The organism is Rhodococcus sp. MSC1_016 (genome assembly GCF_023667485.2).
Lineage (GTDB): Bacteria > Actinomycetota > Actinomycetes > Mycobacteriales > Mycobacteriaceae > Rhodococcus_F > Rhodococcus_F oxybenzonivorans.
In genome coordinates this window covers 2,895,954-2,914,112 of sequence record NZ_JAMOZI020000001.1, presented here as the reverse complement: position 1 = coordinate 2,914,112, position 18,159 = coordinate 2,895,954, and the positions used below count along the sequence as shown (strand labels likewise).

The following is an 18,159-nucleotide window of genomic DNA, read 5'->3' as shown; positions in this document are numbered from 1 at the left end:
CCGAACCGACCGCGGTGTGGTCTACCGAATCAGAGCGGGATGTTCTTGTGATCGCCGCGATGCGCGGGGGCGGCCGCGAGGGCTGCGGTGATGACGCTGCGAGTCTTGGCCGGGTCGATCTCCTCGTCCACCACGCCGATCGCGACGGCGCGATCGACACCACCGGCGATGCTCTCGTGCTCGATGGCCAGACGCTCGTGCAGCGCCTCACGCTCTTCTTCGGGAGCGGCGGCGAGCGCACGCTTGTGCAGGATGCCGACCGCAGCCTTGGCGCCCATCACGGCGACCTCGGCGTCGGGCCAGGCGTAGACGGCGGTGGCCCCGAGCGCGCGAGAGTTCATGGCGATGTAGGCGCCACCGTAGATCTTGCGCGTGACCACCGTGACCCGGGGAACCTTGGCCTCGGCGAACGCGTGGAGCAGCTTGGCGCCCCGGCGAACCACGCCTTCCCATTCCATGCTGACGCCGGGGAGGTAGCCGGGGACGTCGACGATGACGACGAGGGGGATCCCGAACGCGTTGCACAGGCGCACGAAACGCGCCGACTTCTCCGCACTTTCGGAGTTGAGGCAACCGCCGAGGCGAAGCGGGTTGTTGGCGATGACGCCGACCGTGCGGCCGCCGAGGCGGCCCAGCCCGGTGACGATGCTGCGCGCGTAATTGCCCTGCAACTCTTCGAAGCTCGACTCGCCCTCGACGTTGTCGAGCAGTTCGTGCACGATCGGGCGAACGTCGTAGGCGCGCTTGGCTGACTCCGGCATGAGGGCGCGGAGATCGGTGTCACCATGTTCGGCTGCGGCCTGGTCGAATTCGCCTTGCTCGCAGAACATCGACACGAGGCGGCGCGCCCGATGCAGGGCATCGGCCTCGTCGTGGGCGGCGATGTGCGCCACACCCGACTTCTTGGTGTGGGTGTCGGGGCCGCCGAGGGACACCATGTCGACCTGTTCGCCGGTGACACTGCGCACCACGTCGGGGCCGGTCACGAAAACGCGGGCCTCGGGCGCCATGATGACGATGTCGGTGAGGGCGGGGCCGTATGCCGCTCCGCCGGCGGCGAAGCCGAGTACTACGGAAATCTGGGGGATGCGACCGGAGGCACGCACCATGGCCTCGAAGACGAGTCCGACGGCGTGCAGCGCCTCGACGCCTTCGGCGAGGCGCGCGCCACCCGAATGCCAGAGCCCGACGATGGGGGCATCTTCCTCGAGGGCGGTGTCGATCGCCGTGACGATGTGCTTACAACCTTCGACTCCCATGGCACCGCCCATGACGGTGGCATCGGAGCAGTAGGCGATGGTGCGGACACCGTCGATGTTGCCGGCCGCAGCCAGCACACCGGACTTGTCACGCGGGTGCAAGGGGACGACGGTCCCGGCATCGAACAGCTTCTCCAGACGCGCAAGGGGGTCGCGTGGATCGACTGACGCATCGGACTTCGTTGCGGGTGCCAAGATTGTCATCGCGTCCTCCTTGTAGCGGCCCTGAGGGGCTGTCGATGGGTGGAGACCCCCTGAAGAAGGAGGTCTCCACCCGCGATCTAGCTGGACCGGCTTGTCAGACCCGGCCGAAGGCGAGCGCGACGTTGTGCCCACCGAAACCAAACGAGTTGTTGATCGCGAACTCGATCTCGCCGTAACGGGCTTCGCCTTTGACGACATCCAGATCGATTTCTGGATCCTGATTCTCGAGATTCAGCGTGGGCGGGATGACTCCCTCACGCAGACTCAGGACCGTGAGCACCGCCTCGAGCGCACCGACGGCGCCGATCGAGTGCCCCAACGCGGACTTCGGTGCGTACACCGCAGCATGGTTGCCGACAGCAGCCTTGATGGCGTTCGCCTCTGCTGTGTCACCGATCGGCGTGGCCGTGGCGTGCGCGTTGATGTGCTGGATGTCCTTCTTCGTCAACCCAGCAGTCTCGATTGCCCTCGTCATGGCCCGCGCAGCGCCCGAACCCGAAGGATCGGGAGCGACGATGTGGAACCCGTCGGAGGTGATTCCCGCGCCCAGCAGACGGGCGTGGATGGTGGCACCGCGAGCCTTGGCGTGCTCCTCGGTCTCGAGAACCATCATTGCGCCGGCTTCACCGAAGACGAAGCCGTCGCGATCCTTGTCGAACGGCCGCGAAGCCGCCTTCGGATCGTCGTTCCGGGTGCTCAGCGCACGCATCATCGCGAAGCTCGCGATCGGCACGGCGTCGAGGTAACCCTCCACACCACCGGCGACGATGATGTCGGCGTCACCCATCACCAGCATGCGGTATGCATGCGCGATGGCCTCGGAACCCGAAGAGCAGGCCGAGACGGGTGTGATGACCCCGGCGCGGGCGCCGAGTTCGAGTCCGACGGTGGCCGACGGACCGTTGGGCATCACCATCTGCACCGCGAACGGCGACACCTTGCGGTAGCCGCCGGCCTTCATCTTCTCGACTGCGTCGATGAGAGCCTCGCCGCCGCCCAATCCGGTGCCGATGACGACACCGAGTCGGTCCTTGTCGACCTCCGGGCTGCCGGCGTTCTCCCAGACCTGACGGCCCAGGACGAGCGCCAACCGCTCGACGAAACTCATCCGGCGAATCTCGACCCGGGACAGTGACTCGTCGGGCGACACCTTGAGCTTGCCACCGATCGTCACCGGAAGGTCGTTCTCGGCGACGAAGGGCTCCTGGATGGTGTCGATGCCGCTCTCGCCGGCCAGCAGGCCCTTCCACGTGGCATCCACATCACCAGCGATCGACGTCGTGGCCGCGAGGCTCGTGACGACGATGTTGGGGAACTGTTTCCCGTTGGTCGAGGCGGAAGTCACGGTTGAGCTCACTCCTCGTCGTTCTTGGCTGCTTCGAGCTTGGCCTTCACGGCGTCAGCCTCGGCGCCGCCTTCGGCTTCGAGCTTCTGGATGTAGGACACGGCGTCACCGACGGTGCGCAGGCCTGCGAGATCCTCGTCGGGGATCTTCACGCCGTACTTGTCTTCGGTCTGAACGGCGATCTCAACCATGGAGAGGGAGTCGATGTCGAGGTCGTCGACGAAGGACTTTTCGATGGTCACCTCGGAGGGTTCAATGCCGGTGACCTCCTCGATGATCTCCGCGAGTCCGGCGATGATGTCTTCCTGGGTGGCGGCCACTGAGTGGCTCCCTTCTGATTCGGTGTAGATGTATCTGGAGTTGTGCGGACGCGTCCCCATCGGCCGCGCCCGCGGGCCCTGCACGCACCCTGAGGTGCGCGCAGCAAACTAGCCGACTTGTGTGAGTTCGGCCAGCGCGGAGATATCCCCCGGGGTCTTGAGTGCCAGAGTCGGCGTACCGCGCATTTCACGCTTGGCGATGCCGACCAGGGTTCCAGCTGGTGGAAGTTCCGCGATCGCGGAGACCTGAGCGGTCCGCAGACTCGCGGTGCACAGGTCCCAACGCACAGGTCGGGTCACCTGCGCAGCCAGCTTAGTCAGTGCGTCGGCTCCGGATGCGACCGGTGCGCCGTCGGCGTTGGAGAGCAGTGTGCGAGTGGGTTCGTCGGGCTTGATCTTGGACGCCGCTTCCGTGACGGCTTCCTGGGCGGGGGCCATGAACCGGGTGTGGAAGGCGCCGGCGACGGGGAGTGCGCGCACCCGTGCCTTCTCCGGTGGGTTGGCGGCGAGCTCTTCGAGCGCGGAGAGCAGACCCGCTGCCACGATCTGGCCGGCAGCGTTTCGGTTGGCCGGCTCGAGGCCCAGCTCTTCCAGGCGGGCGAGGACCACGGCTTCGTCGCCGCCGAGGACGGCGGACATTCCGGTCGGTTCGAGGGCGCAGGCCTTGGCCATCTCCGCGCCGCGGATCGCAGCGAGGGCGACAGCATCGTCTGTGGAGAGCACACCGGCGATAGCCGCCGCGGCAAGTTCCCCGACCGAATGCCCGGCCGCGATGGCGTCGGCGGGGATAACACCGCGGGTGTCGAGCTCCTCGAAAGCGAGCAAGGCGGCGGCCACGACGAGAGGCTGGGTCACCGACGTGTCGGTGATCTCCTCTGCCGTCGCTGTGGTGCCGAGCCGGACCAGATCGAGGCCGGAAGCCTTCGACCACAGTGCGACACGGTCATGAGAACCCGGCAGCTCCAACCAAGGAATGAGCATGCCGGGTGTCTGAGAGCCCTGACCCGGGGCGAGCAACGAAATCACTCTTCAAGAGAACACCGTCAGGTACGTACTGCGAGATGTCGTTGCGGATGAACCTTTGTCAGCGGATTTGTTGGGTTCCCACAAAATTGCACGTGGGACCCTCGCATCGAAATTGGACAACCGTTCGTTACAGCGCTGGTTCTCCGAATGGGAAGCCTGTGACTGGTGTTAAACGTGTGATGGGTTCGTTATGGGAACGTGTCAAACGACCGACCGTGGCGGCCACCCGAAGCACGTACGCATCCCTCGGATTCGTCGGATCACGGCCCGTGACTTCAGCGATTCGCTTGAGTCGATACCGCACAGTATTTGGATGAACAAACAGCTGCCGTGCACAAGTCTCAACCGCACCTCCACAGTCGAGATAGGCGTCCAACGTGTCCGTCAGGACCCCGCCCGCGGCCGCCAGCGGAGCTACGAGATGTTCGTTGAGGGCAGTGACCGCCGCGTTGTCGCCGAGGAGCGCGCGTTCGGGGAGGAGCTCGGCGGCGTGGACCGGCCGGGGGGCGCCCCGCCAGCCCGCTACGGCCTGCATCGCGGCCAGCGCCTCGACGGCACTGAAGTGGGCTGCGCCCAGCGTCGGGGTGGTCGGACCGATGATCACCGGCTCTTCCGAGAACTTGCCGAGCAGATCCGACATGAAACTCGAGTGCCCCGACCCCTCCTGTAGTTCACCGCTGACCACCATCACCAGGCGGGAGCCCTGCACCACGGCCAGCGCTGCACGGCCGTGTTTCTGCGCGATGGTGTGCACCGTCCCGACCACGGACACCCGCTCGTCCTCCGGCGGTGTGCCCACGATCACGGTGGCGGGCGCGGTGGCGTCCCAGTTGAGGGTGGCCGCCCGCGACAACATGTCGGACCCGGTGTCGCCCCGGACGACCGCATCGACGACGAGTGCCTCGAGCCGGGTGTCCCAGGCGCCGCGGGATTCGGCGGCGCTCGCGTAGACGGAGGCGGCCGCGAAGCCGAGCTCGCGGCCGTACCGGAGCACGGCCTCGGTCAGTGCGATCAACTGCTGGTCGTTGCGGGCGAGGGCGGGAAGCCATTGCTCGAAGAACTCCATGGCCACCCGCACCATGTCGACCGTTTGCCGGAGAGTGAGTCGGCGGGCCAGGTCCTGGGGGATGACCTGGAAAGCGTCGAGGCTGAAGCGGATGTCGCTGTCCGGGTCCTTGAGCCACTCCAGAAAGTTGACGACCGCCGTCTGCACGAGGAGCTGCACGTTGGAGCGTTGAGCGGCATCGAGGTCGTCGAAGAAGGGCAGTTGATCCTGCATGGTGGTGACGGCCTCGGTGGAGAGGCGGCCGGAGTACTGCTTGACGCGGCGCAGGAGAGCATCGGGCAACGGATCTCTGGGCTGTCGTCTGCGGGAGACCATCGGACTCTGCTCGACCATGGTCAAGAACCTACGCTCACTGCCGCCCGAGATGTCCGACGGACCCCGGGCGGCAGTGAGGCGAGGAACTATCTGTGGGTTACGCGCTTCCGGTGTCGGTGTAGGACACCTCCGCGGCGCCGACCTCGTCGATGCGGTACTTCGACGCAGCCTCGACGGCCTTCGACCGGTCGACCGCTCCTTCCCCGGCGAGCGCGCTGAGGACGGCGACGACGATCGATTCGGCGTCGACGTTGAAGAATCGACGCGCGGCCGGACGGGTGTCGGAGAAGCCGAACCCGTCGGTGCCCAGGGTGGTGTACGAGCCGGGGACCCACTGACGGATCTGGTCCGGGACGGCGCGCATCCAGTCCGAGGCGGCGACGAACGGGCCGGCCGCATCGGAGAGTGCCTGCGTGACGTAGGGCAGTGGTGCATCGTTGCCCGGGTCGCGCAGTGCCTGCTTCTCACACTCGACGCCGTCGCGGCGCAGCTCGCCCCACGACGTCACCGACCACACGTCGGCGGCCACACCCCAGTCGTCGGCGAGGAGGTCCTGCGCGCGCAGAGCCTCGGGCATCCCGACGCCAGAGACCAGGATCTGTGCCTTCGGGCCGGAGCCTTCCGACTTCTTGAACAGGTACATGCCCTTGAGCAGGCCCTCGACGTCCAGGTTCTCCGGCTCGGCCGGCTGCGAGTACGGCTCGTTGTACAGGGTGATGTAGTAGAAGATGTTCTCGCCACCGAAACCGTCGACACCCTCGGTGCCGCCGTACATGCGGCGCAGACCGTCCTTGATGATGTGCGCGATCTCATAGGAGAACGCCGGGTCGTAGGCGACGGCAGCCGGGTTGGTCGACGCCAGCAGCAGCGAGTGTCCGTCCGCGTGCTGTAGTCCCTCACCGGTCAGCGTGGTGCGGCCGGCGGTGGCGCCCAGGACGAATCCGCGCGCCATCTGATCCGCCGCTGCCCAGAGCCCGTCGCCGGTGCGCTGGAAACCGAACATCGAGTAGAAGATGTACAGCGGGATCATCGGCTCGCCGTGCGTGGCGTACGAGGTGCCGACTGCCGTGAACGACGCGGTCGACCCCGCCTCGTTGATGCCCTCGTGCAGGATCTGCCCGATCTCGCTCTCCTTGTAGGCGAGCATCAGTTCGGCGTCCACCGCCGTGTACAGCTGACCGTTGCGGTTGTAGATCTTCAGCGACGGGAACCACGAGTCCATACCGAACGTGCGCGCCTCGTCGGGGATGATCGGCACGATGCGCTTGCCGATCTCCTTGTCCCGCAACAGTTCCTTCATGATGCGGACCAGTGCCATCGTGGTCGCGACCTGCTGCTTGCCGGAACCCTTGCGCACCACGTCGTAGGTCTTGTCGGGCGGCATCGGCAACGGCGCGACGTTGGAGCGACGTTCGGGGAGGAACCCGCCCAGCGCGCGGCGACGGTCGAGCATGTACTGGATCTCGGGTGCGTCCTTGCCCGGGTGGTAGTACGGCGGCATCTTGGGATCTCGCTCGAGTTCCTCGTCCGAGATCGGGATGCGCTGCAAGTCGCGGAAGTTCTTCAGGTCGTCGAGCGTGAGCTTCTTCATCTGGTGGGTCGCGTTGCGGCCCTCGAAGTGCTTACCGAGGGTGTAACCCTTGATGGTGTGCGCGAGGATCACCGTCGGCTGACCCTTGTGTGCCATCGCGGCAGCGTAGGCGGCGTAGATCTTGCGGTAGTCGTGACCACCACGCTTGAGGTTCCAGATGTCCTGATCGGACAGGTTCGCGACGAGTTCCTTGGTCCGCGGATCGCGACCGAAGAAGTGCTCGCGCACGTAGCCGCCGTCGTTGGCCTTGTACGTCTGGTAGTCACCGTCCGGGGTGACGTTCATGAGATTGACCAGGGCGCCGTCGCGGTCCGCGTGCAGGAGCGCATCCCACTCGCGTCCCCACACGACCTTGATGACATTCCAGCCGGCGCCGCGGAAGAACGATTCGAGTTCCTGGATGATCTTGCCGTTACCGCGGACGGGGCCGTCGAGGCGCTGCAGGTTGCAGTTCACCACGAACGTCAGGTTGTCGAGACCTTCGGTGGCGGCCACGTGGGCGAGGCCACGCGATTCCGGCTCGTCCATCTCGCCGTCGCCGAGGAACGCCCACACGTGCTGATCGGAGGTGTCCTTGATGCCGCGGTCGTGCAGGTAGTGGTTGAACCGTGCCTGGTAGATGGCATTCATCGGGCCGAGACCCATGGACACGGTCGGGAATTCCCAGAAGTCGGGCAGCAGCCGCGGGTGCGGATACGACGGCAGGCCGCCACCCTCGTCGGCGTGAGAGGCCTCCTGGCGGAATCCGTCCATCTGCTCGGCCGGAATACGGCCCTCGAGGAACGCGCGGGCATAGATGCCGGGGGAGGCGTGACCCTGGATGAAGATCTGGTCGCCACCACCCGGGTGGTCCTTGCCGCGGAAGAAGTGGTTGAAGCCCACCTCGTACAGGGCCGCCGAGGACGCGTACGTGGAGATGTGGCCGCCGACGCCGACGCCGGGACGCTGGGCACGCGTCACCATGATCGCCGCGTTCCAGCGGATGAAGGCGCGGTAACGCCGCTCGACTTCCTCGTCACCGGGGAACCAGGGCTCGTTCTCGGTGGGGATGGTGTTGACGTAGTCGGTGGATGTCAGCGCGGGAAGAGCGACGTGCTTCTCGCCGGCGCGTTCGAGCATGCGCAGCATCAGGTAACGCGCGCGGGTCGGACCGGACCGATCGAGCAGTCCGTCGAACGATTCCAGCCACTCAGTGGTTTCGTCCGGGTCGATGTCGGGCAGATACGACGCGACACCCTCACGGATGACGCGAACGCGGCCGTCGGAGCCCGGGGTCGCACTGGGGGAAGGTTGGGCCGCTCCGGCGCCGGGTGTGGCGGAATCCGGTTGAGACGCGGGTCCCTGGATCAGGTCTGACAACGTTGCTCCTCATTGTGGTGGGACGCGCGGTGTGGCGTCCTCTCCATGTGATCGGGACCTTGTTAGGTCCGACCCATCTCCTTTATGAAATATGGCGCAAGCCCCATCTTTCCCCATTGCGACGCAGTCGGCACACTCCGCTCGGGTTACTCTCCGGTAGCGTTTGCGCAGTTACGGGGCCTGGCGGTTCACTTGTCGGGGGTCGTCGTGGAACAGGGGAGACGAATGCGCGCCGGAACCGAAAGAGCAGCCCTGCTCGGCGCTGCCGCGGCGGTGATCGGACTCGCCCTGGTCGTGGGTTGCTCCGCTCCTGTGGAGGGTCACCCACAAGAGAACCGAGCGCAGGCGGCCGAGTACGCCGCGGAAGTCACGTCGTCGATGGCGGCAGCGTCGTCCTCCCAGAAGGTCGCGGACGAACTCGCCGCACTGGAAGCGGAATGCGCGCTGTTCCTCACCCGCGCCGGCGACACCATCGACTCGTACAACGCCTTCATCGACGCGGCCAACACCGACGCCGCGGACGCCGGCGCGAAAGCAGCTCAGGCCGTAGGGGCTCTGCGTTCCGCGGCGGACCGGGCCGAGGAGGCTGGCCCGGCGTTGCCCCCGGATCTGGCGGGTCTCTTCGTCGACTACGCGGCCACGTATCGCGACCTCGCCTCCGCGGTCGAGAGTGGCGAGCGAGGCGACTATCTGAACACGCTGGCGGGTCGTGGGGACGAACTCCGCGACTCGATTCGGGCAGCCTGCCCCACTTCCTGAGCTCCGCACCGTAGGCTCGGTCGATGACCACGCGGCACTTTCTCCACAATTTTCGCGTGGTCGGCTTGCGCGAAAGCGTCCGAGCATGTTCGCTTTCACCTAATTGATCTTCATTCGGCCGGTGTTCGGGTACCCGAGCACCGTCAACAAAAGGAGGACCCCACCGTGGTCGCCGCGGCGGACGCCCAGAACTACGCTCAGAAACTCGGGATCACTGCTGACATGGCAGTACAAGAACTGGGCTGGGACGAGGACACCGACGACGACCTGCGTGCCGCGGTCGAGGACACCATCGGTGGAGACATGCTCGACGAGGACTCGGACGAGGTGATCGACGTCGTGCTGCTGTGGTGGCGCGACGAAGACGGCGACCTCGTCGACGCCCTCATGGACGCGATCGGCCCGCTGGCCGACGACGGGTTCGTGTGGGTCCTCACCCCCAAGACCGGCCAGCCCGGTCATGTGGAACCCAGCGAGATCGCCGAATCAGCCCCCACGGCCGGGTTGACCCAGACATCCGCGGCCAACCTCGGAGACTGGACCGGAAGCCGCCTGGTGCAGCCGAAGTCACGCCCCGTGAGCAAACGCTGACACGCCGGAACGTTCATCACACATCGAAGGATCACCTCATGCCGCTCGAGGTGGGCGCCACCGCCCCCGATTTCACCCTCAAGGACCAGAACAACCAGCAGGTGACGCTGTCCGACTACCGCGGGAAGAAGAACGTCCTGCTGGTGTTCTACCCCCTCGCCTTCACCGGCACCTGCCAGGGGGAGCTCTGCAAAGTGCGCGACGAGCTGCCGAAGTTCGAGAACGACGACACCGCCATTCTCGCGCTGTCGGTCGGTGCGTCGCCCACGCACAAGATCTGGTCCGCCGAACAGGGGTACACCTTCCCGCTGCTCGCCGACTTCTGGCCACACGGCGAGGTCGCACAGGCATACGGCGTCTTCAACGAGAAGCTGGGCTTCGCCAACCGCGGCACCTTCGTGATCGACAAGGAAGGCATCATCCGGTTCGCCGAAATGAACGGTCCCGGAGAAGCCCGTGACCAGGGAGCTTGGGAGAAAGCGCTCGCCACGCTAGAGTCCTGATGCACATCCGGCGAGCCTCTCGCCGGATGTTCGGGCGTGTAGCTCAGTGGTAGAGCTCTGGTTTTACACACCAGCGGTCGGGGGTTCGAAACCCTCCGCGCCCACCGTTTTCGCCCTGTCCGCATCCGCGCACCGATTCGCGCGACTCGCCGGCCAATTCCTCAGCACCTGACCAATGTGTATGCGGATGCGTCGCGGCTCCCGCGCGCAGCGGCTACCGCGCGCGGGTGCCCGGGCCGACCGTCTCGTAGGCCTCGGTCAGAAGCGCGGCGAGGGTGTCGTCGAGCTGGCCGTCGGCGGTGATCGTGAGCCGATGTGTGATCACCGTTTTGGTGGTGGGGAAAGCGTCGCGCAGCTGCGGGTGGTGCACGCGTCGACGAAGGTCGAGGGCGATCTCGAGTCGGGACGAGTAGATGAACGCGGCGGCGAAGACGCGGGTGCGCGCCCAGGCGATCTCGGTCCTGTGCACTCGCTCGTCCACCTCACCGCAGGCCAGCACCAGGTCCCGGAACTGCAGAAGACGCTCCGTGGCGTCCGGATCTTTCCCGGCCAGATACTCGTCGATCACGGCACTCATGGACGCTCCTTCACTCCCCTGCAACGTTAGTTGATACAAATAGCGGCGTGTATCCAACCTCCCGCCCCGGCACCGCGCGTGCAGTAGGCCTGTTGCTCGGCTTCGGCGCCGACCGACTGCTGGCCGACCCGGCCCGGTGGCATCCGGTGTCCGGATTCGGCAGGGCGGCAGCAGCATGCGAGAAAGCCACCTACCGCGACTCGCGGCTGTCGGGCGCCCTGCATGCAGCGGTGCTCGTGGGCGTCGTCGGAGCATTGGGGGTGGTCACCGCGCGGGCTGCGGGGCAGGGAGGCTGGGCAGGCGAGGCAGGCGGGACCGCGATCGCGACGTGGGCCGTGCTCGGCGGAACGTCCCTCGGCCGCACCGGCGCGGCGATGGCCGAACACCTCGCGGGTGACGACCTCACCGACGCCCGCGAACTGTTGCCGTCCCTGTGCGGCCGGGATCCCAGCGTGCTCGACGCCCGGGGGATCACGCGGGCGACGCTCGAGTCGGTGGCGGAGAACACATCCGACGCGGCAGTGGGACCACTTTTCTGGGGTGCGCTGGTAGGCATCCCCGGCCTGTTCGTCTACCGGGCGTTCAACACACTGGACGCGATGGTCGGGTATCGCTCGCCGAGATACCGCAATTTCGGGTGGGCCGCGGCGCGCGGCGACGACGTTCTGAACCTTCTGCCCGCCCGGCTGACGGGCGCTCTCACCGTGGCGCTGGCCCCGGCAGTGGATGGTTCGCCGAGGCAGGCGTGGACGGCATGGCGCCGGGATGCGGCGGGGCATCCCAGTCCCAACGCGGGCGTCGTGGAAGCCGCGACCGCGGGCGCTCTCGGGATTTCCCTCGGCGGCCGGACCCAGTATGCGCACGGAATCGAGATGCGCCCGCAGCTGGGGAGTGGCCGTGTGCCCACGCCTACCGACCTGCGCCGTGCGGTGCGGCTGTCGACCGCGGTCCAGTGCGGTGCCGCGTGTGCCTCAGCGGCTCTTGCCGTAGCGGTCGGCCATCTTCGCTTCCGCCGCCGTCCGCGGGGCTGAGTCGGCGGGCTTGGCCCGTGTGAACGGCGTCTTCTTCGCGGCGGGAACGGGGGCGGACGCCGGGGACGTGCCGCCTGCGGCAACCTTCTCCTTGCGACGTTCCCGCAATTCCGCGCGGACGAAGTACGCCAATCCCAGGGGAGCCATGATCCCGAACGCCAGCCACTGCAGTCCGTAGGACAGGTAGGGGCCGGCGTCGAGCTGGGGGAGCGGAATGGTGCCCAGTCCGCCGGGCTGATCAGGTTCCAACTGCACGTAGGCGTCGAGAAGGTCGATGCCGATGAAGTCGCCGATCTGACCGGCGTCGATGAAGTAGACCTGCCGCAGCCCGTTCTCCGTGATCGGGTCCTTCCCGGCGACGGTGCCCTCCGACTTGCGGATGCGCCCGTCGAGCGTGACCTGTCCTGCGGGGGGCGGTCCGACGGGGGGCGCTTCGGTTCCCTGGACCGGTCGCACGTATCCGCGATTGACGAGAATGGCGCGGCCGTCCGTGAGCTGCAGGGGTGTCAGTACCTCATACGCGGGCTCCGAACCGATGGACCGCAACCGGACGAGGATCTCGCTGTTCTGCACGTACGAGCCGGTGGCGGTGACGCGGCGCCACTCGTCGTCCGGATTCGGCGCCGACCCCGGGATCAGGCTCTCCAGCGACACCGGCTCGGCCTCCACCGATTCGGCGATCAGCTGGTTGCGGTGTTCCGTCGAGGTGTTCTTGCCGAGCTGCCATGGCGCCAGTACGTAGAAGCACATGAATGCGAATCCGGCGACCACCACGGCCAACACCAACCAGCCGGGTCGCAACAGAAATCTCAGCCTTCGCACCCTTCCACGGTAGCCGCTCGCAGGTGAGACCCCTGATCGCGGGTCAGCGACCGCGTACCCACTCGAGCAGTCCGGGCACCGCGGCCTCGATCTGGCGGCGCACCCGTTCGAAGTCCTCGAGACCGCCGTAGAACGGATCGGGGACGGACGAGGAGTCGGCGTCCGGGTCGAAGCTGCGCAGCAGCCGGCGACGCTCCTCGGGTACGCCGAGGTGAGCGAGTTCACGATCGTGATTGGCCGCCAGGGCGACGACGAGGTCGGCGCCGAGGTGGTACGGCCCGACCTCGGCAGCGGTGTGGCCGGTGGGGTACCCGTTCAGTTTCAGGATCTCGTTGGTCCGGAGGTCCGCCTCCCGGCCGACGTGCCAGCCGTGCGTGCCGGCGCTGCTCACCCTCACCCGGTGGTCCAGGTCTGCGCGTCTGACATGCTCGCCGAAGATCTTCTCGGCCATGGGGGAGCGGCAGATGTTGCCGGTGCACACGAAGGTGACGTGCAACCGCGGGTCAGGCTGCGCCATCGAGCATCTTCCCGAGCTCGGTCACCGTGCGCGCCGAACGGTGCGCACCCGAGGCCTCGGCCGGCGAACCGTACCCCCACTCGACGAAGACCGCCGGAATACCCCACCGCGCCGCACCGAGCACGTCGTGGTCGCGGTCGCCGATCATCAGCACATCGGACGTCGCACCCTCGGTGGCGGAGACACCCAGGGCCTGCAGAGAGTGCGCGATCACGTCTGCCTTCGCGCGGCGCTGCCCGTCGTTGCTGGCGCCGCCGATGAACTCGAAATAGTGGGCCAACTCGAAATGCTCGAGGATGCGGACGGCGAACCGCTCGGATTTCGACGTGGCGACGGCGAGCCGCCTGCCGCTGTCGCGGGCGCCGGCCAGCACGTCCGCGATGCCGTCGAAGACGGAATTCTCCGCCCACCCCACACTGTCGTAGCGGTCGAAGTACGCCGTGAGTGCGCGCTGGACATCGGCCTCGTCGAGGCCCAGTGAACGGAAGGTGTCGATCATCGGCGGCCCGATCACGTTGTCGAGCATCTCCGGGGTCGGCTCCGGCTGCCCGATGGTGGCGAGCGCGTGGCGGAAACCGCCGTGGATACCGGGAGCCGAGTCGGTGAGTGTGCCGTCCAGGTCGAACAGCACGATCGGCGCAGACAGGGCCGAGGGGGCGGACAGGGTCGACTGGGCGGACAGGGCCGACGGGGCGGTGGAGAGCGAAGTCACCGGACCATTGTCCCTTAGGCTCGACAGCTGTGGACATTCGTGCCGGTAGCCGGGAGAGCCTGCGTCATCACGGAGATGTGGAAGCGGGCCCAGGTCTGCTCGATTTCGCAGTGAACGTGCAAGGCGACGGCCCACCGGAATGGTTGCGCCGCCGCCTCGCCGACGCGCTCGGGAGTCTGGGCACGTACCCGACGGTGGCCGCCGACCTCGCCGCCCGCACCGCGGTCGCCGAGCGGCACGGACGGTCACCGGACGAGGTACTGCTCCTCGCGGGTGGGGCCGAGGGCTTCTCGTTGCTGCCCCGGCTCGGTGTGCGGCAGGCAGCACTGTTTCATCCGTCGTTCACCGAGCCCGAATGGGCACTGCGGGAGGCCGGGATTCCTGTCACGCAGGTACTGCTCGAGGATCCGTACCGACTCGAGCAGGCGCCGGTGCCCGACTCGGCGGACCTCGTCGTGGTCGGAAATCCGACCAATCCCACGTCGGTGCTGCACCCCGCCGAGGACATTCTCCGGTTGCGCCGTCCCGGCCGAATTCTTGTAGTCGACGAGGCCTTCGCAGACGCGGTGCCCGGTGAAGTGGAGTCGCTGGCCGGTCTGTCGCTGCCCGACGTCCTGGTGTTGCGCAGCCTCACCAAGACCTGGGCGCTTGCGGGACTGCGCTGCGGGTACGTCCTCGGGCCGCCCGAGCTTCTCCAGCGACTGCAGGTGGGCAGGGCCCACTGGCCGCTGGGAAGCCTGCAGGTGGAGGCGATAGCGGCCTGCAGTAGTGCCGCCGCCGTCGCCGCCGCCAGGGACCGTGCCGTGCTCCTGGGCTCCTGGCGGGACGACATGATCCGGCGACTGCGCGACCTCGGTGTGGCAGTGCACCAGCCCGCATTCGCTCCTTTCCTGCTGCTGCGACTTCCCGACGGCGAACTGATGCGCAAGCACCTCAGGGAGCGGGGCATCGCAGTCCGGCGGTGTGACACCTTCCCGGGGCTGGACGCGAACTTCCTGCGGGTCGCGGTGCGGCCCGGCGAGCAGACCGACGTCCTGATCGACGCGATGAAGGAGATCCTGTGAACCCTGTTCGTCTCCGTGACATCATCGCAGTCCTGGACGACGCCTATCCGCCGGCCCTCGCGGAGTCGTGGGACTCCGTCGGCCTGGTCTGCGGCGACCCCGAGGACTCCGTCACCACGGTGATGATTGCGGTGGACCCGACGGCTGCGGTGGTCGCAGAGGCCGTCGACGCGGGCGCCGACCTCCTCCTCGTCCACCACCCGTTGCTGCTGCGCGGTGTGGACACCGTCGGCGCGCACACGCCCAAAGGTGCGTTGATCCACCGGCTGATCAAGGCGGGCTGCGCCCTCTTCACCGCGCACACCAACGCGGATTCCGCAGACCCCGGCGTGTCCGACGCATTGGCGGAGGCGCTGGGTCTGAACGTCACCGGGCCGATCGAGCCGCAGCCCACCGAGCCACTCGACAAATGGGTGGTGCCGGTGCCGGTCGACGATGCTGCGAAGGTCCGCCGTGCGATGTTCGACGCGGGAGCAGGCAACATCGGCAATTACCGAGACTGCAGCTGGTCGGTCACCGGGCAGGGACAGTTCCTTCCGACGGAAGGCGCGCAACCCGCCCTCGGCTCGGTCGGGGAGCTCGAACTCGTCGAGGAGAGCCGGATCGAGGTGATCGCGCCGCGGCGGATCAGAGCGGGAGTGCTCGCCGCTCTGCGGGCCGCGCACCCCTACGAGGAGATCGCGTTCGACGTCTTCGAGACCGCCACCTTTCCCGGAACACGCGGACTGGGCCGGGTAGGCGAACTACCCGAACCGGTGTCGCTGAAGACCTTCACCCAGCAGGTCGCCGACGCTCTTCCCGCTACGTCGTGGGGAGTGCGGGCGGCCGGCGACCCGGACGCGACGGTACGCACGGTCGCTGTGTGCGGGGGATCGGGCGACTCCTTCCTGGACGCCGTCGCCCGGTTGGGCGTCGACGCATATGTGACCGCGGACCTGCGTCACCATCCCGCCGACGAGCACCTGCGCGCCGGCGGTCCCGCGCTGATCGACGTCGCCCATTGGGCCAGTGAGCAGCCCTGGTGCGCGCAGGCGAAGGGCGTACTGGACAACGCCTTCGGTGACGGGCCCGGATGGCAGGCGCGGGTGTCGCAGGTACGGACCGATCCATGGTCGGTCGGCGCGACATCGGACTGCTCGCGGTAGCGCCGATCGACGCCCACGGCCGGGGTACGGTTGGCCTACACATCTCCAGAGAAGAACCCTTCACAGAAGACAGCAGGAGTTACCACGCGTGAACGTCGAACCACAGGTCCAGTCCAAGCTCCTCGACCTCGCCGGCGTCGATGCGGAGCTCTCGAGGATCGCCTACCGCCGCACCGCGCTCCCGGAACAGCAGGAAGTCGAGCGGCTCGAGGCCGAACGACTCACCCGCAAGGATGCGGCAGTGGCCGTGGAGATCATCCTGGACGACCTCGACCGCGACATTCGCAAACTCGAGGGCGAGGTCGACGCGGTGCGCAAGCGTGAGGATCGCGACCGCGCGCTGCTCCAGAGCGGCTCGGTGGGGTCGAAGCAGCTCACCGAACTCGAACACGAACTCGGCAGCCTGGTCCGACGGCAGGGTCTCCTCGAAGACGAACTGCTCGAAGTGATGGAACGGCGTGAAGCGTCCCAGTCCGATCACGACCATGCCGGTGCCCAGCTCTCGCAGATCGAGGACGAACTGATCGACGCACGACGCCGCCGCGACGATGCGGTGGCCGACCTCGATTCCGCGGAGCAGCGGTGCACAGCGGACCGGACCACACTGGCGGAGCAGCTCCCCGCCGACCTGATCGCGATCTACGAGAAGCAGCGTAAGCAGAACAGTGTCGGCGCGGCACTGCTGCAGGCGCGGAGGTGCGGCGCATGCCGTATCGAGCTGGACCGCGGCGAAATCTCCCGCATCACCGCCACCGCACCGGACGTCGTGGTGCGGTGCCCGGAATGCGGGGCAATCCTGGTGCGTACCAAGGAGTCCGGTCTGTGAGTGTCGGGCGGGTGGTCGTCGAGGCCGACGGCGGGTCGCGGGGCAACCCCGGGCCGGCCGGCTACGGCGCCGTCGTGTTCGACTCGGCACACGGCACCGTTCTGGCGGAGCGGAAGGAAAGCCTCGGTGTCGCCACCAACAACGTCGCCGAATACCGGGGACTGATTGCCGGTCTCGGAGCGGCGGCCGAACTCGGTGCCTCCGCGGTCGAGGTACGGATGGATTCGAAACTGGTGGTCGAGCAGATGTCCGGGCGCTGGAAGGTCAAGCATCCGGACATGATTCCGTTGCAGCGACGCGCCGCCGACCTTGCCGGACAGTTCGAGCAGGTGACGTACACGTGGATTCCGCGGGCGGAGAACGCGCATGCCGACCGCCTCGCGAACGAGGCGATGGATGCGGCCGAGGGCGTGCCGTCTCCCACACTTTCCTCGGCGCCACCCTCCCCGGCGCCGGCGCCGGCGCCGGCGCCATCCAGCCCCGCCGCGCCGGGCTGGATGGACGCACACGGTGCACCCACCCGAATGTTGCTATTGCGGCACGGGCAGACGGCGTTGTCCGTCGACCGCCGCTACTCCGGGCGCGGCAACCCGTCGCTCACCGAACTGGGGCAGGCGCAGGCGGGGGGCGCCGCCAAACGTCTCGCCGGGCGCGGCGGAATCGCGGCGGTCGTCTCTTCCCCGCTGGGGCGCGCGCAGCAGACCGCGGCCGCGGCTGCCGAAGCGCTCGGGCTTCCCGTCACCGTGCACGAGGGTCTCACCGAAACCGACTTCGGGAAGTGGGAAGGGTTGACGTTCGCGGAGGCCGCGGCCCGCGACCCCGAACTTCACCGCAGCTGGCTGTCGGACACGTCTGTGCGTCCGCCGTCCGGGGAAAGTTTCGACGAGGTGCGCGAGCGGATCGAGCGGGTGCGGGAAGACCTGACCTCCTCCTACGCGGGCTCGACCATCCTCGTGGTCACCCACGTCACCCCCATCAAGACGCTACTCCAGCTGGCACTCGCTGCCGGACCGTCGCTGCTGTACAAACTGCACCTGGATCTGGCGTCGCTGAGCATCGCCGAGTTCTATCCCGACGGCGGCTCGTCGGTACGCCTGGTCAACGACACTTCGCACCTCTGACCCGGC

At 67.4% G+C, this 18,159-nt stretch carries 18 protein-coding genes and 1 tRNA gene; 9 read left to right on the top strand and 10 right to left on the bottom strand.

The window, feature by feature from the left end; all coding sequences use genetic code 11:
* Positions 1-29 precede the first annotated feature (29 nt).
* From L1080_RS13475 to aceE, 6 genes are all read right to left on the bottom strand, one after another.
* Positions 30-1,463: an acyl-CoA carboxylase subunit beta gene (locus L1080_RS13475; RefSeq protein ID WP_159921571.1), complete on the bottom strand. Its 1,434-nt coding sequence runs from the start codon at positions 1,461-1,463 to the stop codon at positions 30-32.
* Between the two features lie 94 nt (positions 1,464-1,557).
* Positions 1,558-2,808 (bottom strand): KasA/KasB family beta-ketoacyl-ACP synthase, encoded by a 1,251-nt coding sequence (locus L1080_RS13470; protein ID WP_109335018.1) that lies wholly within the window; start codon positions 2,806-2,808, stop codon positions 1,558-1,560.
* A gap of 8 nt (positions 2,809-2,816) precedes the next feature.
* Positions 2,817-3,128: a meromycolate extension acyl carrier protein AcpM gene (gene acpM, locus L1080_RS13465; protein ID WP_109329100.1), complete on the bottom strand. Its 312-nt coding sequence runs from the start codon at positions 3,126-3,128 to the stop codon at positions 2,817-2,819.
* Positions 3,129-3,236: 108 nt separating this feature from the next.
* Positions 3,237-4,154, bottom strand: a complete 918-nt coding sequence (locus tag L1080_RS13460) for an ACP S-malonyltransferase (RefSeq protein ID WP_250777139.1) — start codon at positions 4,152-4,154, stop codon at positions 3,237-3,239.
* A gap of 127 nt (positions 4,155-4,281) precedes the next feature.
* Complete coding sequence (locus L1080_RS13455; protein WP_109329104.1) at positions 4,282-5,553, bottom strand: PucR family transcriptional regulator; 1,272 nt, start codon at positions 5,551-5,553, stop codon at positions 4,282-4,284.
* A gap of 79 nt (positions 5,554-5,632) precedes the next feature.
* Positions 5,633-8,485, bottom strand: a complete 2,853-nt coding sequence (gene aceE / locus L1080_RS13450; protein WP_250777138.1) for a pyruvate dehydrogenase (acetyl-transferring), homodimeric type — start codon at positions 8,483-8,485, stop codon at positions 5,633-5,635.
* 225 nt (positions 8,486-8,710) lie between these two features.
* Here aceE and L1080_RS13445 point away from each other — a divergent pair, with 225 nt between their 5' ends.
* From L1080_RS13445 to L1080_RS13430, 4 genes are all read left to right on the top strand, one after another.
* Positions 8,711-9,244, top strand: a complete 534-nt coding sequence (locus tag L1080_RS13445; protein WP_250777137.1) for a hypothetical protein — start codon at positions 8,711-8,713, stop codon at positions 9,242-9,244.
* A 165-nt stretch (positions 9,245-9,409) separates the two neighbouring features.
* Complete coding sequence (locus L1080_RS13440; protein ID WP_109329110.1) at positions 9,410-9,835, top strand: DUF3052 domain-containing protein; 426 nt, start codon at positions 9,410-9,412, stop codon at positions 9,833-9,835.
* Between the two features lie 38 nt (positions 9,836-9,873).
* On the top strand, positions 9,874-10,338 hold the full coding sequence (locus L1080_RS13435; protein ID WP_250777136.1) for a peroxiredoxin: 465 nt from the start codon (positions 9,874-9,876) through the stop codon (positions 10,336-10,338).
* 32 nt (positions 10,339-10,370) lie between these two features.
* Positions 10,371-10,442, top strand: a tRNA-Val gene (locus tag L1080_RS13430).
* Positions 10,443-10,552: 110 nt separating this feature from the next.
* On the opposite strand, the gene L1080_RS13425 is transcribed toward L1080_RS13430, so the two are convergent.
* Positions 10,553-10,915: a DUF5655 domain-containing protein gene (locus tag L1080_RS13425; protein ID WP_159921579.1), complete on the bottom strand. Its 363-nt coding sequence runs from the start codon at positions 10,913-10,915 to the stop codon at positions 10,553-10,555.
* 47 nt (positions 10,916-10,962) lie between these two features.
* Between L1080_RS13425 and L1080_RS13420 the strand changes: the two genes are divergently transcribed.
* On the top strand, positions 10,963-11,946 hold the full coding sequence (locus tag L1080_RS13420) for a cobalamin biosynthesis protein (RefSeq protein WP_250777135.1): 984 nt from the start codon (positions 10,963-10,965) through the stop codon (positions 11,944-11,946).
* On the opposite strand, the gene L1080_RS13415 is transcribed toward L1080_RS13420, so the two are convergent.
* From L1080_RS13415 to L1080_RS13405, 3 genes are read right to left on the bottom strand one after another with little or no spacing between them, the layout of a single operon-like run.
* The gene (locus tag L1080_RS13415; protein ID WP_250777134.1) at positions 11,887-12,768 is read right to left on the bottom strand and encodes an SURF1 family cytochrome oxidase biogenesis protein; all 882 of its coding nucleotides are present in this window, start codon (positions 12,766-12,768) and stop codon (positions 11,887-11,889) included. The genes L1080_RS13420 and L1080_RS13415 overlap by 60 nt on opposite strands.
* Positions 12,769-12,811: 43 nt before the next feature.
* Positions 12,812-13,285 (bottom strand): low molecular weight protein-tyrosine-phosphatase, encoded by a 474-nt coding sequence (locus L1080_RS13410; RefSeq protein ID WP_109329118.1) that lies wholly within the window; start codon positions 13,283-13,285, stop codon positions 12,812-12,814.
* Positions 13,272-13,997 carry an HAD-IA family hydrolase gene (locus L1080_RS13405; RefSeq protein WP_159921585.1) on the bottom strand — a complete coding sequence of 242 codons (726 nt, stop codon included), beginning with the start codon at positions 13,995-13,997 and terminating at the stop codon, positions 13,272-13,274. The genes L1080_RS13410 and L1080_RS13405 overlap by 14 nt, the downstream gene beginning before the upstream one ends.
* A gap of 29 nt (positions 13,998-14,026) precedes the next feature.
* Between L1080_RS13405 and cobC the strand changes: the two genes are divergently transcribed.
* From cobC to L1080_RS13385, 4 genes are all read left to right on the top strand, one after another.
* Positions 14,027-15,061, top strand: a complete 1,035-nt coding sequence (gene cobC / locus L1080_RS13400) for an Rv2231c family pyridoxal phosphate-dependent protein CobC (protein ID WP_159921587.1) — start codon at positions 14,027-14,029, stop codon at positions 15,059-15,061.
* Positions 15,058-16,206 (top strand): Nif3-like dinuclear metal center hexameric protein, encoded by a 1,149-nt coding sequence (locus L1080_RS13395; protein WP_250777133.1) that lies wholly within the window; start codon positions 15,058-15,060, stop codon positions 16,204-16,206. Before cobC ends, L1080_RS13395 begins: the two co-directional genes overlap by 4 nt.
* Before the next feature lie 88 nt (positions 16,207-16,294).
* Positions 16,295-17,032, top strand: coding sequence for a zinc ribbon domain-containing protein (locus tag L1080_RS13390; protein ID WP_159921591.1), 738 nt, complete (start codon positions 16,295-16,297; stop codon positions 17,030-17,032).
* Positions 17,029-18,153 (top strand): bifunctional RNase H/acid phosphatase, encoded by a 1,125-nt coding sequence (locus L1080_RS13385; protein WP_250777132.1) that lies wholly within the window; start codon positions 17,029-17,031, stop codon positions 18,151-18,153. Before L1080_RS13390 ends, L1080_RS13385 begins: the two co-directional genes overlap by 4 nt.
* Positions 18,154-18,159: the final 6 nt, after the last annotated feature.

Excerpts from the sequence above, each read along its gene's own strand:
- L1080_RS13475 (WP_159921571.1), bottom strand. The coding sequence starts at position 1,463 with ATGACAATCTTGGCACCCGCAACGAAGTCCGATGCGTCAGTCGATCCA.
- L1080_RS13455 (WP_109329104.1), bottom strand. The coding sequence starts at position 5,553 with ATGGTCGAGCAGAGTCCGATGGTCTCCCGCAGACGACAGCCCAGAGAT.
- L1080_RS13445 (WP_250777137.1), top strand. The coding sequence starts at position 8,711 with ATGCGCGCCGGAACCGAAAGAGCAGCCCTGCTCGGCGCTGCCGCGGCG.
- L1080_RS13435 (WP_250777136.1), top strand. The coding sequence starts at position 9,874 with ATGCCGCTCGAGGTGGGCGCCACCGCCCCCGATTTCACCCTCAAGGAC.
- L1080_RS13425 (WP_159921579.1), bottom strand. The coding sequence starts at position 10,915 with ATGAGTGCCGTGATCGACGAGTATCTGGCCGGGAAAGATCCGGACGCC.
- L1080_RS13410 (WP_109329118.1), bottom strand. The coding sequence starts at position 13,285 with ATGGCGCAGCCTGACCCGCGGTTGCACGTCACCTTCGTGTGCACCGGC.